Source organism: Sphingomonas sp. P4_G2 (genome assembly GCF_056401155.1).
Map to the genome: position 1 here is coordinate 71,030 of NZ_JBFUJY010000005.1, position 14,589 is coordinate 85,618.

The 14,589-nt window shown below is 64.3% G+C and carries 17 protein-coding genes; 13 read left to right on the forward strand and 4 right to left on the reverse strand.

Translation table 11 applies throughout. The features are described 5' to 3' along the window. Positions 1-13: 13 nt before the first annotated feature. On the reverse strand, positions 14-469 hold the full coding sequence (locus tag AC1DRD_RS14840; RefSeq protein WP_478041950.1) for a universal stress protein: 456 nt from the start codon (positions 467-469) through the stop codon (positions 14-16). Between the two features lie 142 nt (positions 470-611). On the opposite strand from AC1DRD_RS14840, the gene AC1DRD_RS14845 reads away from it, so the two are divergent. The 6 genes from AC1DRD_RS14845 to AC1DRD_RS14870 all read left to right on the forward strand — a co-directional run bounded on the left by AC1DRD_RS14845 (position 612) and on the right by AC1DRD_RS14870 (position 5,880). Beyond that, positions 612-1,901, forward strand: a complete 1,290-nt coding sequence (locus AC1DRD_RS14845) for a pyruvate dehydrogenase complex dihydrolipoamide acetyltransferase (RefSeq protein ID WP_478041951.1) — start codon at positions 612-614, stop codon at positions 1,899-1,901. Positions 1,902-1,911: 10 nt separating this feature from the next. Beyond that, positions 1,912-2,124 (forward strand): hypothetical protein, encoded by a 213-nt coding sequence (locus tag AC1DRD_RS14850; RefSeq protein ID WP_478041952.1) that lies wholly within the window; start codon positions 1,912-1,914, stop codon positions 2,122-2,124. A 56-nt stretch (positions 2,125-2,180) separates the two neighbouring features. Next, a complete protein-coding gene (locus tag AC1DRD_RS14855) occupies positions 2,181-2,516 on the forward strand; it encodes an acyl-CoA thioesterase (RefSeq protein ID WP_066816801.1) in 336 nt (111 codons plus the stop codon). Then, positions 2,513-2,893: an acyl-CoA thioesterase gene (locus AC1DRD_RS14860; protein WP_478041953.1), complete on the forward strand. Its 381-nt coding sequence runs from the start codon at positions 2,513-2,515 to the stop codon at positions 2,891-2,893. The genes AC1DRD_RS14855 and AC1DRD_RS14860 overlap by 4 nt, the downstream gene beginning before the upstream one ends. 50 nt (positions 2,894-2,943) lie before the next feature. Next, positions 2,944-4,341 carry a dihydrolipoyl dehydrogenase gene (gene lpdA / locus AC1DRD_RS14865; RefSeq protein WP_478041954.1) on the forward strand — a complete coding sequence of 466 codons (1,398 nt, stop codon included), beginning with the start codon at positions 2,944-2,946 and terminating at the stop codon, positions 4,339-4,341. A gap of 138 nt (positions 4,342-4,479) precedes the next feature. Continuing rightward, positions 4,480-5,880, forward strand: coding sequence for a hypothetical protein (locus tag AC1DRD_RS14870; RefSeq protein WP_478041955.1), 1,401 nt, complete (start codon positions 4,480-4,482; stop codon positions 5,878-5,880). On the opposite strand, the gene AC1DRD_RS14875 is transcribed toward AC1DRD_RS14870, so the two are convergent. Beyond that, positions 5,877-6,329, reverse strand: a complete 453-nt coding sequence (locus AC1DRD_RS14875) for a GFA family protein (protein ID WP_478041956.1) — start codon at positions 6,327-6,329, stop codon at positions 5,877-5,879. The genes AC1DRD_RS14870 and AC1DRD_RS14875 overlap by 4 nt on opposite strands. A gap of 57 nt (positions 6,330-6,386) precedes the next feature. Here AC1DRD_RS14875 and AC1DRD_RS14880 point away from each other — a divergent pair, with 57 nt between their 5' ends. Then, positions 6,387-6,851, forward strand: a complete 465-nt coding sequence (locus AC1DRD_RS14880; RefSeq protein WP_478028730.1) for an MAPEG family protein — start codon at positions 6,387-6,389, stop codon at positions 6,849-6,851. 10 nt (positions 6,852-6,861) lie between these two features. Here AC1DRD_RS14880 and AC1DRD_RS14885 read toward each other — a convergent pair whose 3' ends face one another. Next, complete coding sequence (locus tag AC1DRD_RS14885; protein WP_478028731.1) at positions 6,862-7,350, reverse strand: bactofilin family protein; 489 nt, start codon at positions 7,348-7,350, stop codon at positions 6,862-6,864. A 55-nt stretch (positions 7,351-7,405) separates the two neighbouring features. Next, complete coding sequence (locus AC1DRD_RS14890; RefSeq protein WP_478041957.1) at positions 7,406-8,164, reverse strand: hypothetical protein; 759 nt, start codon at positions 8,162-8,164, stop codon at positions 7,406-7,408. A gap of 366 nt (positions 8,165-8,530) precedes the next feature. Here AC1DRD_RS14890 and rpsL point away from each other — a divergent pair, with 366 nt between their 5' ends. The 6 genes from rpsL (at position 8,531) to rplC (ending at position 14,587) form a co-directional block, all read left to right on the forward strand. Next, complete coding sequence (gene rpsL, locus AC1DRD_RS14895; RefSeq protein ID WP_022691828.1) at positions 8,531-8,902, forward strand: 30S ribosomal protein S12; 372 nt, start codon at positions 8,531-8,533, stop codon at positions 8,900-8,902. Positions 8,903-8,968: 66 nt separating this feature from the next. After that, entirely contained in the window at positions 8,969-9,439 is a 471-nt protein-coding gene (gene rpsG, locus AC1DRD_RS14900; protein ID WP_478028733.1) for a 30S ribosomal protein S7, read from the forward strand. Positions 9,440-9,559: 120 nt separating this feature from the next. Further along, positions 9,560-11,656 carry an elongation factor G gene (gene fusA, locus AC1DRD_RS14905; RefSeq protein ID WP_478028734.1) on the forward strand — a complete coding sequence of 699 codons (2,097 nt, stop codon included), beginning with the start codon at positions 9,560-9,562 and terminating at the stop codon, positions 11,654-11,656. A 111-nt stretch (positions 11,657-11,767) separates the two neighbouring features. Next, a complete protein-coding gene (gene tuf / locus AC1DRD_RS14910; RefSeq protein ID WP_066803623.1) occupies positions 11,768-12,961 on the forward strand; it encodes an elongation factor Tu in 1,194 nt (397 codons plus the stop codon). Positions 12,962-13,218: 257 nt separating this feature from the next. Continuing rightward, positions 13,219-13,527, forward strand: a complete 309-nt coding sequence (gene rpsJ / locus AC1DRD_RS14915) for a 30S ribosomal protein S10 (protein ID WP_007406109.1) — start codon at positions 13,219-13,221, stop codon at positions 13,525-13,527. Positions 13,528-13,831: 304 nt separating this feature from the next. Continuing rightward, entirely contained in the window at positions 13,832-14,587 is a 756-nt protein-coding gene (rplC, locus tag AC1DRD_RS14920) for a 50S ribosomal protein L3 (RefSeq protein ID WP_066803626.1), read from the forward strand. Positions 14,588-14,589 lie beyond the last annotated feature (2 nt).

Consider the following 14,589-nt stretch of genomic DNA (forward strand, 5'->3'; position numbering starts at 1 on the left):
AACGTCGCGCCGCCTAGCTCAGGCGGTCGATCGCCTCGCGATCCAGGCTGCCCGGAATCACCATGATCGGGACCGGCAGCGTTCCCGCCTCGCTTCCCGCGAAGTGGCTGACCAACGGCCCGGGCGATCCGCTCGGCGCTGCGCCCAGCACCAATGCCGCGATTTCCGGATTGCCTTCGATCGCCTCGCGAATGACCTTGGGCGCATCACCTTGTTTCAGCGTGATGGCGGGCTTCAGCCCCGATTCCTCGAACAACGTACCCGCGGCACCGGCGATGATCGCTTCGGCGTGCTGCCGGGCTTCGGCCTCGATCGTCGCCTGGACGCCGCCAAAGGCGATGAATTCCTGCGGCTCCATGATCGACAGGATCTCAACGCCGCCGCCGGTCTTGACCGCGCGCCGCGCCGCAAAGCGCAACGCGACTTCGGCTTCGGGACTGTCGTCGACCACCACCAGATAGATGCGCATGCGCGCCCGGCTCCTCTCGTTCGTGCGATAGGTGACGCGGAACGCACGCCTGCGCAAGCACCTCGGTCTTGACCCGAAGCGTGCCGGGCGCGAAGGAGCCGCTTCACAGTCCGCCTCCCCAGGACGCCCGAGAGGACGCAGAATGCCCATCGAGATCAAGATGCCCGCACTTTCACCGACGATGGAGGAGGGCACGCTGGCGAAATGGCTGGTCAAGGCCGGCGACACCGTCAAGTCGGGCGACCTGATGGCCGAGATCGAAACTGACAAGGCGACGATGGAGTTCGAAGCCGTCGACGAAGGCGTCATCGCCGAGATCGTCGTTCCTGAGGGCACTGACAATGTGAAGGTGGGTCAGGTCATCGCGATTCTGGCGGTCGAGGGTGAGGATGCCTCCGCCGCTAAGGCTGCCCCCAAGGCCGATGCGCCGAAAGCGGAAGCCCCGAAGGCTGACGCTGCTCCCGCTCCGTCGCCGGTGCCTGCATCCGCAGCTCCAGCCGCGACACCTGCTCCAGCATCCGCGCCCGCTGCGGCGGGCGACCGCGTCAAGGCGAGCCCGCTCGCGCGCCGCGTCGCTGCCGAAAAGGGCGTCGACATCGCATCGGTGACTGGCTCCGGTCCCAACGGCCGCATCGTTCGCGCCGATGTCGAGGGTGCGAAGGCCGGCACCGCCCCGGCAGCCGCCGCGCCGGCAGAGGCAGCGGCTGCGCCGGCACCGGCCAAGCCCGCCGCGATCCCCGATATCCCGCACGAGGCGACCAAGCTGTCGAACGTGCGTAAGACGATCGCGCGCCGCCTGACCGAATCGAAGCAGCAGGTCCCGCACATCTATTTGACGGTCGACATCCGTCTCGACGCGCTGCTCAAGCTGCGCGCCGACCTCAACAAGAGTCTTGAGTCGCGCGGCGTGAAGCTCTCGGTCAACGACCTGCTGATCAAGGCGCTCGCCGCCTCGTTGATCCAGGTGCCCAAGTGCAACGTGATGTTCACGCCCGACCAGTTGATCAGCTTCCAGCGGGCGGATATTTCGGTAGCGGTCTCGACACCCTCGGGTCTGATCACGCCGATCATCACCCACGCCGATACCAAGGGCGTCGCGACGATCTCGACCGAGATGAAGGATCTCGCAACGCGCGCCCGCGACAACAAGCTAAAACCCGAGGAATATCAGGGCGGCACCGCGTCGATCTCGAACATGGGCATGTTCGGGATCAAGCAGTTCGAGGCGGTAATCAATCCGCCCCAGGGCATGATCATGGCGATTGGCGCTGGAGAGAAGCGCCCGTACATCGTTGACGATGCGCTGGGCGTCGCCACCGTGATGTCGGCGACCGGCAGCTTCGATCATCGTGCGATCGACGGGGCCGACGGCGCTGAGCTGATGCAGGCGTTCAAGGCGCTGATCGAAGCACCGCTCGGCATGCTTGCCTGAGGCACGGACGATGTCCGCGCGGACTCTTGCCGAGGCGTGTTACATGGTCGCCAGCGCGATCGTGACGTACCTCATCACCGCGACGGCGGCGTGGGGCTATCCGCAGGGTGCGGCGACGATCTGGCCGATCGGCCTGGTCGCGATGGCGTTCGTGATCGGTTTCGGATTCAAGCCGTTCCTCCTTTCGTGGCGAGCCGACCGCGCCGGGCGGCGCGACGCGTGAGCGCCTCTGCCTCGTTCACTCCGCCGGCGCGTGACCCCGCGATCCGGGTCACGGCGATGCCCGCCGACGCCAATGCCTATGGCGACATTTTCGGCGGCTGGCTGATGAGCCTGATGGACTCCGCCGCCGGACTGGTCGCCGCGCGCCACTCGCACGGCCGTGCCGTCACCATCGCGATGGACGGCATGCAGTTCCACGCTCCGGTCCATATCGGCGACGAAGTGTCGGTCTATGCGCAACTGGCCAAGGTCGGGCGCACCTCGATGACGATCGATGTCGAATGCTGGGCGCGCGATCGCCACCGCGACGATCACCGCAAGGTGACCGAAGCGCGCTTCACGTTCGTCGCGATCGATCAGGATCGCAAACCGCGGCCGGTAATCGTCGAATGAACGGCGCGCCGGTCTCTCCGCCCGAACGCATGCCCGATATCCGCGTGACGGTGATGGCCGCCGACGCCAATCCCTATGGCACCGCGTTTGTCGGCTGGCTGTTCGGCCAGATGTCGCTCGCCGGCGGCAGCCTAGCCTCGCGCCGTACCGGCAAGCGCGCGCCAGTCGTCGCCGCAGACGGCTTCAAATTCCTGGCTCCCGCCGATATCGGCGACGAATTGTCTGTCTGGGCCGAAGTGGTGGGCGAGGGGCGTACCTCGCTGACCATCGCCACCCAAGCCTGGAAGCGCGACCGTCATGGCGAGGCGATGGCTAAGGTCGCGGAAGGGCGGTTCGTATTTGTCGGCGTTGGTGATGTTCGCCAGGACATGGTCTGATGCCTCCGCGCTTCCCATATTCTCTTCGATACTAAGCAAGGACCTCCCCAGTGGCTGAAACCTATGACCTCATCGTCCTCGGCTCCGGGCCCGGCGGCTATGTCGCGGCGATCCGTGCGGCACAGCTCGGGCTCAAGACCGCTATCGTCGAGCGCGAATTGCTCGGCGGCATCTGCCTCAACTGGGGGTGCATTCCGACCAAGGCGCTGCTGCGCTCGGCCGAAATCTATCATTATATGCAGCACGCCAAGGATTACGGGCTGGTCGCCGACAAGATCAGCGCCGATCTCGACGCGGTAGTGAAACGCTCGCGCGGTGTCGCCAAGCAACTCAATCAGGGCGTCACGCACCTGATGAAGAAGAACAAGATCACCGTCCACATGGGCACCGGCAAGCTGACGGGGAAGGGCAAACTGACCGTCACCGCGGAGGACGGCAAGACGACCGAGCTGACCGCGAAGAACATCATCGTCGCAACCGGCGCGCGTGCCCGCGACCTGCCGTTCGCCAAGACCGACGGCAAGCACATCTGGACCTATCGCCACGCCATGACGCCGAGCGAAATGCCGTCGAAGCTGCTGGTGATCGGCTCGGGCGCGATCGGTATCGAGTTCGCCAGCTTCTACAAAGACATGGGCGCGGACGTTACCGTGGTCGAGATGCTCGACCGGGTGGTCCCGGTCGAGGACGCCGACGTTTCCGCTTTTCTCGAAAAGGCGCTCAAGAAGCAGGGCATGACGATCATGACCAAGGCAGGCGTCGACAAGCTCGACGTTACTGCCAGCGGCGTGAAGGCGTCGATCAAGGACAAGGACGGCAAGGTTACGACCGCCGAGTTCAGCCACGTCATCGTCGCGATCGGCATCCTGCCCAACACCGAGAATATCGGCCTGGAAGAATTGGGCGTGAAGACTGACCGCGGCCACATCGTCACCGACGGAATGTGCAAGACCAATGTCGATGGCCTCTACGCGATCGGCGACGTCACGCAGCCGCCCTGGCTGGCGCACAAGGCGAGCCATGAAGGCGTGATCGCGGTCGAGGCGATCGCCGGCAAGCATCCGCACGCGATGGACCCGCTGAACATCCCCGGCTGTACCTACTGCCATCCGCAGATTGCCAGCGTCGGCCTGACCGAAGCCAAGGCCAAGGAAGCCGGCTATGAGGTGAAGGTCGGCAACTTCCCCTTCATCGGCAATGGCAAGGCGATCGCGCTGGGCGAGGCCGAGGGTTTCGTGAAGACGGTGTTCGATGCCAAGACCGGCGAATTGCTGGGCGCGCACATGATCGGCGCCGAAGTGACCGAGCTGATCCAGGGCTACACGATCGGCAAGACCGGCGAACTGACCGAAGCCGAGTTCATGGAAACGGTGTTCCCGCACCCGACCTTGAGCGAGATGATGCACGAGAGCGTGCTCGGCGCTTACGGTCGAGCGCTGCACATCTGACGCGATCCGGCCTGCGGACGAACTTACCACCGGCCGCATCTATCCGGTCGCGGATCAACCGGGGCGAGGTCGCGCTCAAACCCTCCGCTGGGAGTCGCGTCGCCGCGCGCGATGTGCTGATCTGTGTAGATGGGGAAATTGGGTCGATTCTGGCCCTTATGGGCGGCATTGCTACTCGCCGCGACGATGATCGCGGCGGGATGGCCGGGGCTCGCCCAATATGACAGCGTCGAGCAATTCCGGCAGGTATTGAGCGGCCGGTATGACGACTGGCATCCGCCGGTCATGGCGCGACTCTGGTCGCTGCTCCATGTCCTAGGCGGTGGCGCCGGCCCGATGATGGCCCTGCAGATTGCGCTTTATTGGCTGGGGCTCGGCTTGATCGCCGGCGGATTGGCGCGAACCGACCGTCCGCGCGCGGCGGTGCTGGTATTGGCAGTCGGTGCGCTCCCCGGCTTTGCGGTGTGGCAATGGGCCGTGCTCAAGGACGTTCAGATGGTTGCCGCGATGCTGGCGGCGGTCGGCATCGTCGGATGGTGGCGCCTTCGCGGTAGGCGCGTGCCGCTGGTTGCTGTGGCGATCGCGATCCTCCTGTTGGGCTATGCGACATTGGTCCGTGCCAATGCGTTGTTCGCGACCGTGCCGCTGGCGGCGATGCTGCTGCCGCGTGGAGGCTGGCCAGCGCGGCTGTTGCTGGCGTTCGCGGGGATAGCCGCGATTGTCGCGCTGACCCCGTTGATCGACGCCGACCTGTTTGGCGCAGCGCCGAGTGGCGTGCGCGCGACCGAACCGCTGTTCGATCTCGCGGCCATCGCGGTGCGTACCGGGGATACTGACGCGACCGGGATCGATCCGGCGGGAATCGCGGCGCTGCGGCGCGGTCGGTGCGTGAAGACCTATTTCTGGGATACGCTGGGCGATGGCCCATGCGCGGACGCAATCGAGGATCTGGCGTCCCAGCCGGTCGGCGCGATGTATCTGCAACTTGCTTATGCCGCGATCCGCCATCCGGTCGCCTATGCCCAGCATCGACTGGCGCATTTCAACATGACGCAGCGTTGGCTGGTTGGCCGGGGGCTGATGGACGCTTGGCCGCCGTCGCAGTCCCAGCCCAATAAGCAGGGGTTGGGCGATCCCGGGCCGCCGGCGTCATGGTGGATCGAAACGACTAAGGCGCTGGCCGATACGCCACTCGGCTGGCCGATCGCCTGGCTGGCGCTCGCCGTAGCCGCGTTGGTCGAGGCGCTACGGCGTGCCGCCTCGCCGTTGCGCGATCTGGCATTGGCCCTGGTGATATCTGCACTCGCGCTCGAGGCGAGCTTCATCGCGATCAGCATCGCCGCTGACTTGCGTTACCATTTGTGGCCGATGATCGCAGCTGCGCTCGGTGTCATCCTGCTGTTCGTCGAAACGCGGCCGCCGCGGCGTATGCTGGTCGCGAGCGCGCTTTCACTGGCGCTGGTGATCGCAAGCGGCATAACCGCGCGAGCTATCCTGCCGCTCGCGCCGAACGGCTATCCCGAGATGTTGGCGAGCTAAAGCCTGGCGAATTCGGCGAGCAAGGGCTGATACTCTTCCATCGACGGGAATTGCGCGTACGAATGCGGCGCATCGACGAGCGCCCAGGGCAAGGCCTCGCTGGTGTAGCTCTGGACGAATGGCGTAACCCAGCTCGGATCGTCCAGCATCGTCGCGCGCACGTTGACGAAGCCCATGTCGGGCTCGAAATCGGTATAGACCCAGCTCTTGCAGCGATCGCAGTGCTGATGGTGCAGCCGTTCGCCATGCAACCCGCCGATCACCGTCTCGCCCTTGATCAGCGCGAATCCCCCGCGCGGCACTGCCACGCTGGTCGAATAGGCGCCGCCGGTCATTTTCTGGCATCCGGCGCAATGGCAGATTCCGGTGAACATCGGCGGCGCACTGATCCGGAAGCGAACCTCGCCGCAGCGGCATCCTCCCTCCATCGGCAATGTCCACTTCGCCATTCCATTCCTCCATGCCTTGGGGCAGCCTGATCCTAACAAATAAGGGGAGCAAAGAGGATGCAGACTTTCGCGATCTTGTGGCCGGCGATCGCGCTCGCGGCGCTCAGCTTCGTGGTGATGGTGTGGGTAGCGGTCGCACGGACCGGTCACATGAAGAGAAACCCGCCGCGCCCCGACGATCTCGCGACGGGCGAAGCAGCGATGCGCTATTTCCAGCCGGTCGAGATGCCCGCGAACAACCTCCGCAACCTGTTCGAAGCGCCGGTGCTGTTCTTCGCCCTTATCCCGCTATTGCTGATCACGCATCAGGCCGGCCATGCGCAGGTGGCGCTCGCCTGGGTCTATGTCGCGCTGCGCGTGGTCCATAGCATCGGCCACGTCGTGCTGCGCAAGGTGTCGGTCCGCGCACCCGCTTTCTGGGTGTCGGTGCTCGTGCTGATGGCGATGTGGATCGGCTTCGCGATCGATATCGCCGGCGCCCAAACCGCTTATGACGCGGCGATCGACAACATGACGATCTAATCGCAGGGAGTCAGGCTGCTTCCTCTTCGCTCGGCGCGTCGATCATCTTGAATTCGCGCGGCGCGCCCAGCACCGGCGTGACCGTCGCAGCCGCCGCGGCGGCCTGCGCGGAGAAATGCTTCAGGCGACCGTCGACATGGGCGCCGGTTTCAAGCGAGATCGTCTCATATTCGACATCGCCGGTGATCCGCGCACCCGCTTCGACCGTCAGCTGGCGGATCGACACCGCACCCTCGATCCGGCCGGCGATGCGCGCATTCTCGGCGCGGACCTGGCCCTGGATCAGCGCCTCGCTTCCGACGACCAGGCTGCCACAATCGAGATCGCCCTCGATCCGTCCCTCGATGTGCAGATCAGCCGAAGCGCGGACATTGCCGGTCACGACGACATCGGGACCGATCACCGAGAAGCCGGCACCCGAGCTGCCGTTGGTCCGGCGCGCCGTGGCGGCCGCGGGCTGATAGGTCGACGCCGGCGCGTTGTCCCGCTTGTTGAACATCCCATACCCCCTTTGCGAATCCCGAGTCTCGCGCGCCAGCCTAGCGAACTCCGCATCAGGCGGGATAGGCGCGAAACGGGTTGAGCGGCAGGCCGTTGTCATTCGCGGGCGAGACGAGGAACTGGCGGCCAAGTAGCAGAGTGGCGCCAATCATCGGAACCGCGCCTGCCATCGCCCACGCCTCCATTCCGGTTAGATGGCTGGCCAGCCCGAGCATCGTTCCAGTGACGACCAGGGCAGCGACCGTCCAGGATCGCCGGTCCTCGAGCAGAAGCGCGGTCAGCACGGCGAGCGCGGTGACCGGGAGGAAGCTGTTCCAGTGCATGCCGGGCAGCAGCCCGACCAGGATCAGGCTTGTCGCCGTGCCGTTCGCCACCATGTCGCGATCGGTTGGGCGGCGCCACGCGAAACGCGCGGTCAGCCAGGCGGCGGTGCCGATGGCTGACGCCAAGGCGAGGCCGGCGAAGGGCAGGTGATTGATCCAGGGCATCGCCTGAAGGATCGCCCATACCGACGGCGCATCGTTCGACAGCCGCGGCGATGCGCCGGCCAGGCCGACATAGACTGTCGACAGATCGGTCCAGGGCAGACCGGCGAATCGAAGCGCGGTCTCGGCGAGCAGGAAGGTGAAGGGGGCGATCAACCAGAGCCGAAGCGCCCGCCGTGCGATGAGGAAACCGACCATGAGCGGCAGCAACGTCGCGTTGATCGGGCTGCTGGCAATGGCGAGGCCGGCGAGCGCCAGCATCATCGCATGGGGCGCCGGCCTGCCTGCACCCGCCATTACGGGAATGTGGATGCCGTCGCGTTGCATGGTGGCGTCTTACGGTGCGTCGGTTAGCGCTCGGTAAAGGCGAGCTGGGTAGAGGCGTCTGGTTCCCCTCGCCAAATCGAATTATCGCTCCCATATGGATCGGGGTGGTCGCCTGATAGCTGTCACGATTGCGGCATCGGGGCTCGGATTGCTCTTTCACCCCCGTTGACCGTTTCCGACTCCCCGTCTATAGGCGCGCCCGCTCACTCGGCAGTTTTGCCGCGCGAGTAAGAGCTGAACGTTGCCGGAAGACACGGACCCGGGAAGCCGAAAGGCGCTCCCTCGGTCCTTTTTCGTATTCGCTAACAATGGCTCCCGGCAAAGTAACCGCCAGACGTCTCTGGTAACATAAAGGTGAAGGGCTTCATGCCGACGATTAACCAGTTGGTCCGCAAGGGCCGTGATCCGCAGAAGGCCAAGTCGAAGGTCCCTGCGATGGAGCAGAACCCGCAAAAGCGCGGCGTCTGCACCCGCGTCTATACGACGACTCCGAAGAAGCCGAACTCGGCTTTGCGCAAGGTGGCCAAGGTTCGCCTGACCAACCAGCGCGAGGTCATCAGCTACATCCCCGGTGAAGGCCACAACCTTCAGGAGCATTCGGTGGTTCTGATCCGTGGCGGCCGTGTGCGCGACCTTCCCGGTGTGCGCTACCACGTGCTCCGCGGCGTGCTCGACACGCAGGGTGTGAAGGATCGCAAGCAGAGCCGTTCGAAGTACGGCGCGAAGCGTCCGAAGTAATCACACAGCCAGAGTAAGCCCCGGACGGGTTCCGGATCGGCTGAAGTTTGTAAAGGAAAGTTCAAGATGGCTCGTCGTCGTCGTCCCGAAAAGCGGGAAATCCTGCCTGATCCCAAGTTTGGGGATGAGGTGCTGTCGAAGTTCATGAATTCGGTGATGCTGGACGGTAAGAAGTCGGTCGCCGAAGGCATCGTCTATACCGCGCTCGACACCGTCGAAGCCCGCGCCAAGAAGGACCCGCTCGCGGTGTTCCACGAAGCGCTCAACAACATCAAGCCGGGCATCGAGGTCCGCAGCCGCCGTGTCGGCGGTGCGACCTACCAGGTTCCGGTCGACGTTCGTCCGGAGCGTGCTCAGGCGCTCGCGATCCGCTGGCTGATCACGGCCGCGCGTTCGCGCTCGGAAAACACCATGTCGGCTCGCCTGTCGGGCGAGCTGCTCGACGCGTCGAACAACCGCGGCAACGCGGTCAAGAAGCGCGAAGACACCCATCGCATGGCCGAAGCGAACCGCGCTTTCAGCCATTATCGCTGGTAATAAGACTGGATCGGCCGGTTCCGCTGCGGCGGGGCCGGTGATCTGGCATTGGTAATTTAATTACCTACATAGCGGGCAGCCGGATCGGCCGGCTCCCCACATTCCAAGGAAGCTACGACCATGGCCCGCAGCCATCCGCTCGACCGCTATCGCAACATCGGCATCATGGCGCACATCGACGCCGGCAAGACGACGACGACCGAGCGCATCCTCTATTACACCGGCAAGTCCTACAAGATCGGCGAAGTGCACGAAGGCACCGCGACGATGGACTGGATGGAGCAGGAGCAGGAGCGCGGGATCACGATCACGTCGGCCGCGACAACGTGCTTCTGGCGCGCCGAAGAGGGTAACGGCGAAGAGCATCGCATCAACATCATCGACACGCCGGGCCACGTCGACTTCACCATCGAAGTCGAGCGTTCGCTGCGCGTGCTCGACGGTGCGGTTGCGTGTTTCGACGGCGTTGCCGGCGTCGAGCCGCAGTCGGAGACCGTGTGGCGTCAGGCGGAGAAGTACAAGGTTCCGCGGATGTGCTTCGTCAACAAGCTCGACCGCACCGGCGCCAATTTCGAGCGCTGCGTGGAGATGATCAAGGATCGTCTCGGCGCTCGTCCGCTCGTCCTCTATCTCCCGATCGGTATCGAAGGCGGGTTCAAGGGCCTGGTCGACCTCGTCCAGAACCGCGCGATCATCTGGCTCGAAGAGTCGCTGGGCGCGAAGTTCGAATATCGGGACATCCCTGATGACCTGAAGGACGCCGCCGCTGCCGCGCGCGCCGAACTGATCGAGGCCGTTGTCGAGCAGGACGACGCCGTCATGGAGAAGTTCTTCGAAGGCGAAGAGCCCGATCCCGCGACGATCAAGAAGCTGATCCGCAAGGGCACGCTGAACTTCTCGTTCGTGCCCGTGCTGTGCGGCTCGGCGTTCAAGAACAAGGGTGTTCAGCCCTTGCTCGACGCCGTGGTCGACTATCTGCCGAGCCCGCTCGACGTTCCCGCCATCAAGGGCGTCAAGCTCGACGGCGAGACCCCGGACGAGCGTCCGTCGTCGGATGAGGCGCCGTTCTCGGCACTGGCGTTCAAGATCATGAACGACCCGTTCGTCGGCACGCTGACCTTCGCGCGCATCTATTCGGGCAAGCTCGAAGCCGCGTCGCAGGTGGTCAACTCGGTCAAGGACAAGAAGGAAAAGGTCGGTCGCATGCTGTTGATGCATGCCAACAGCCGTGAAGACATCACCGAGGCGTTTGCCGGGGACATCGTCGCGCTGGCCGGTCTCAAGGACACCACGACGGGCGACACCCTGTGCGCGGGCGACAAGCCGATCATTCTCGAGCGGATGGAGTTCCCGGACCCCGTCATCGAGCTGTCGGTGGAACCCAAGACCAAGGCCGACCAGGAGAAGATGGGCGTCGCGCTCAATCGTCTCGCTCGCGAGGACCCGTCGTTCCGCGTGTCGACCGATCACGAATCGGGCCAGACCATCATCAAGGGGATGGGCGAACTCCATCTCGAGATCCTGGTCGACCGCATGAAGCGCGAGTTCAAGGTCGAGGCCAATGTCGGCGCCCCGCAGGTCGCGTATCGCGAATATCTGGGGAAGAAGGTCGATATCGACTACACGCACAAGAAGCAGTCGGGCGGCTCGGGCCAGTTCGGCCGCGTCAAGGTGACCGTGGTCCCCGGTGAGCGTGGTTCGGGCTTCCAGTTCTTCGACGAGATCAAGGGCGGCAATATTCCCAAGGAATATATCCCCTCGGTCGAGAAGGGCATGCGCGAGACGGCGGAAACCGGATCGCTGATCGGCTTCCCGATCATCGACTTCGAAGTCCACCTGACCGACGGCGCCTATCACGACGTCGACTCGTCGGCGCTGGCGTTCGAAATCTGCGCGCGTGGCGCGATGCGTGAAGCGGCCCAGAAGGCCGGCATCAAGCTGCTCGAGCCGATCATGAAGGTCGAAGTCGTCACCCCGGAAGATTATCTGGGCGACGTCATCGGCGACATGAACAGCCGCCGTGGCCAGATCCAGGGCACCGACGCACGCGGCAACGCGCAGACCGTCGAGGCAATGGTCCCGCTCGCCAACATGTTCGGCTATGTGAACCAGCTCCGCTCGTTCACCCAGGGTCGCGCGAGCTACTCGATGCAGTTCTCGCACTATGACGAAGTGCCGCAGAACGTGGCTGATGAAGTGAAGGCGAAGCTGGCCTGAGGCGCTTGAGCGCGCGGGGCTGGCATTACTGAAAAACACCCGCTATTGGGCCGCCTTCGCGCGAGTCCCGATAGCGGGCCCACGAAACGATTTTCCAGAAGGTAGGGAAAAATGGCGAAGGCAAAGTTTGAGCGGAACAAGCCGCACATGAACATCGGCACCATCGGTCACGTCGACCATGGCAAGACGTCGCTGACCGCGGCGATCACCAAGGTTCTGGCCGAGACCACCGGCGGCACCGCAGTCGATTTCGCCAACATCGACAAGGCGCCGGAAGAGCGTGAGCGCGGCATCACCATCTCGACGGCGCACGTCGAGTATGAGACCGCCAACCGCCACTATGCGCACGTCGATTGCCCGGGCCACGCCGACTATGTGAAGAACATGATCACCGGCGCCGCGCAGATGGACGGCGCGATCCTGGTCGTGTCGGCGACCGACGGCCCGATGCCGCAGACTCGCGAGCACATCCTGCTCGCGCGCCAGGTCGGCGTGCCGGCGATGGTCGTGTTCATGAACAAGGTCGACCTGGTCGACGACGAAGAGATCCTGGAGCTCGTCGAGCTCGAGGTTCGCGAGCTGCTGTCGGCTTACGACTTCCCGGGTGACGATATTCCGATCATCAAGGGCTCGGCGACTGCCGCGCTCAGTGGTTCGGACGCGAAGCTCGGCCAAGAAGCCGTTCTCGAGCTGATGAAGGCGGTCGACGAATATCTGCCGCAGCCCGAGCGTCCGCTCGACAAGCCGTTCATGATGCCGATCGAAGACGTGTTCTCGATCTCGGGTCGCGGCACCGTCGTGACCGGCCGCGTCGAGACCGGTATCGTCAAGGTTGGTGAGGAAGTCGAGATCGTCGGCATCCACCCGGACGTCCGCAAGACCACCGTCACCGGCGTTGAAATGTTCCGCAAGCTGCTCGATCAGGGCCAGGCCGGCGACAACATCGGTGCGCTGATCCGCGGCGTCGGTCGTGAAGAAGTCGAGCGTGGCCAGGTTCTGGCCAAGCCGGGTTCGATCACCCCGCACACCGACTTCAACTCGGAAGTGTACGTCCTGTCGAAGGACGAAGGCGGCCGTCACACGCCGTTCTTCGCGAACTATCGTCCGCAGTTCTACTTCCGCACCACGGACGTCACCGGCACCGTCGAGCTGCCGGCCGGCACCGAAATGGTCATGCCGGGCGACAACGTCGCGCTGGGCGTGAAGCTGATCGCGCCGATCGCCATGGACGTCGGCCAGCGCTTCACCATCCGTGAGGGTGGCCGTACCGTCGGTTCGGGCATCGTCAGCGGCATCAGCAAGTAAGCTGATCCCCAAAACGACCGCCCCGGCGCCCAAAAAAAGGGCGCCGGGGCGGTTGCTTTTTGTAGGAAGCGCCTGTATCCGCGCGCCTCCAGTTTAGTTTGAAACAGCAAGAGGTGGTCTCGCCCACTTCGTCACCCCAGCGAAAGCTGGGGTCTCAAGCCGCCCGGGCATTGTCCGAGTGGTACAAGGTCCCAGCTTTCGCTGGGATGACGGAGGGAGCAAGGTAACCGCCCCGCTCTTTGGCATCGGTAGGAACCATGGACAGCAATATTCGCATTCGCCTGAAGGCGTTCGATCATCGTGTGCTCGATCAGGCGACCGGCGACATCGCCGACACCGCCCGACGTACCGGCGCGCTTATCCGTGGTCCGATCCCGTTGCCGACGCGCATCGAGAAGTTCACCGTGAACCGCGGTCCGCACATCGACAAGAAGTCGCGCGAGCAGTTCGAGGTGCGCACCTACAAGCGTATGCTGGACATCGTTCAGCCGACTCCGCAGACCGTCGACGCGCTGATGAAGCTCGACCTCGCCGCAGGCGTTGACGTCGAAATCAAGCTCGCCTGAGCGAGTTTGGCCTAACCCTCGCGAAAGCGGGGGTGGCCGGTTGACGAGGCGCTCTGCTTCGACTATCGGCGCTGCTCCCGCGGTTGACCAATCGGTCCTGCGGGACGCTGACAAATAGAGATACCGCTGATCTTCTGATCAGGACAGCGTCTCCCGTCACGTTCCCTGGCTCAGGCCATCGAACACCCAGCCCGGGACGGGGGCTCGCTTCGCATTTCCGGGCTGGACCGATCGGTGCTCGTCGCCGGTCACAAGCACCCTTGGGATGGTCCCTTGGGTGCCTCTGTTATGGAGTGAACAGATCATGCGCACTGGCGTGATCGCGAAGAAGTTGGGGATGACCCGCCTGTTCCAGGACGACGGCCGCCACGTGCCGGTCACTGTTCTGTCGCTCGAAGGGCTGCAGGTTATCTCCCGTCGCGAAATTGATAAGGACGGCTACACCGCCGTTCAGCTCGGGGCCGGCACGGCGAAGGCGAAGAACGTCGCCAAGCCGCAGCGCGGTCATTTCGGCAAGGCGGAAGTCGAGCCCAAGGCGATCGTCGCGGAATTCCGCGTTGACGCGGATGGCTTGCTCGATGTCGGCGCCGAAATCTCGGCCGACCATTATGTCGCCGGCCAGATCGTCGATATCCAGGGCAAGACCCAGGGTAAGGGCTTCCAGGGCGGCATGAAGCGCTGGGGCTTCGGTGGTCTGCGCGCGACGCACGGCGTCTCGGTCTCGCACCGTTCGCTCGGTTCGACCGGTCAGCGCCAGGATCCGGGCAAGGTCTTCAAGAACAAGAAGATGGCCGGCCACATGGGTGACAAGTATCGCACCCAGCAAAATCTCGAGATCGTCGGTACCGACGTCGAGCGCGGCCTGATCTTCGTGAAGGGCTCCGTGCCCGGCTCGAAGGGCGGCTGGCTGTTCGTCAAGGACTCCGTCAAGGTCGCCCGCCACGCCGACGCGCCGTTCCCGGCCGGGCTGAAGCAGGCCGCCAACAGCAACAACGCTCCCGCAGAGACGCCCGCCGAGACGGTGGACGCCCCTGAGGCGACCGAAGGCCAGGAGGGCTGAAC

Coding starts and splice junctions, on each gene's coding strand:
- AC1DRD_RS14840 (WP_478041950.1), bottom strand. CDS start 469: ATGCGCATCTATCTGGTGGTGGTCGACGACAGTCCCGAAGCCGAAGTC.
- AC1DRD_RS14845 (WP_478041951.1), top strand. CDS start 612: ATGCCCATCGAGATCAAGATGCCCGCACTTTCACCGACGATGGAGGAG.
- AC1DRD_RS14850 (WP_478041952.1), top strand. CDS start 1,912: ATGTCCGCGCGGACTCTTGCCGAGGCGTGTTACATGGTCGCCAGCGCG.
- AC1DRD_RS14855 (WP_066816801.1), top strand. CDS start 2,181: ATGCCCGCCGACGCCAATGCCTATGGCGACATTTTCGGCGGCTGGCTG.
- AC1DRD_RS14860 (WP_478041953.1), top strand. CDS start 2,513: ATGAACGGCGCGCCGGTCTCTCCGCCCGAACGCATGCCCGATATCCGC.
- AC1DRD_RS14875 (WP_478041956.1), bottom strand. CDS start 6,329: ATGGCGAAGTGGACATTGCCGATGGAGGGAGGATGCCGCTGCGGCGAG.
- AC1DRD_RS14880 (WP_478028730.1), top strand. CDS start 6,387: ATGCAGACTTTCGCGATCTTGTGGCCGGCGATCGCGCTCGCGGCGCTC.
- AC1DRD_RS14885 (WP_478028731.1), bottom strand. CDS start 7,350: ATGTTCAACAAGCGGGACAACGCGCCGGCGTCGACCTATCAGCCCGCG.
- AC1DRD_RS14890 (WP_478041957.1), bottom strand. CDS start 8,164: ATGCAACGCGACGGCATCCACATTCCCGTAATGGCGGGTGCAGGCAGG.
- rpsL (WP_022691828.1), top strand. CDS start 8,531: ATGCCGACGATTAACCAGTTGGTCCGCAAGGGCCGTGATCCGCAGAAG.
- rpsG (WP_478028733.1), top strand. CDS start 8,969: ATGGCTCGTCGTCGTCGTCCCGAAAAGCGGGAAATCCTGCCTGATCCC.
- fusA (WP_478028734.1), top strand. CDS start 9,560: ATGGCCCGCAGCCATCCGCTCGACCGCTATCGCAACATCGGCATCATG.
- tuf (WP_066803623.1), top strand. CDS start 11,768: ATGGCGAAGGCAAAGTTTGAGCGGAACAAGCCGCACATGAACATCGGC.
- rpsJ (WP_007406109.1), top strand. CDS start 13,219: ATGGACAGCAATATTCGCATTCGCCTGAAGGCGTTCGATCATCGTGTG.
- rplC (WP_066803626.1), top strand. CDS start 13,832: ATGCGCACTGGCGTGATCGCGAAGAAGTTGGGGATGACCCGCCTGTTC.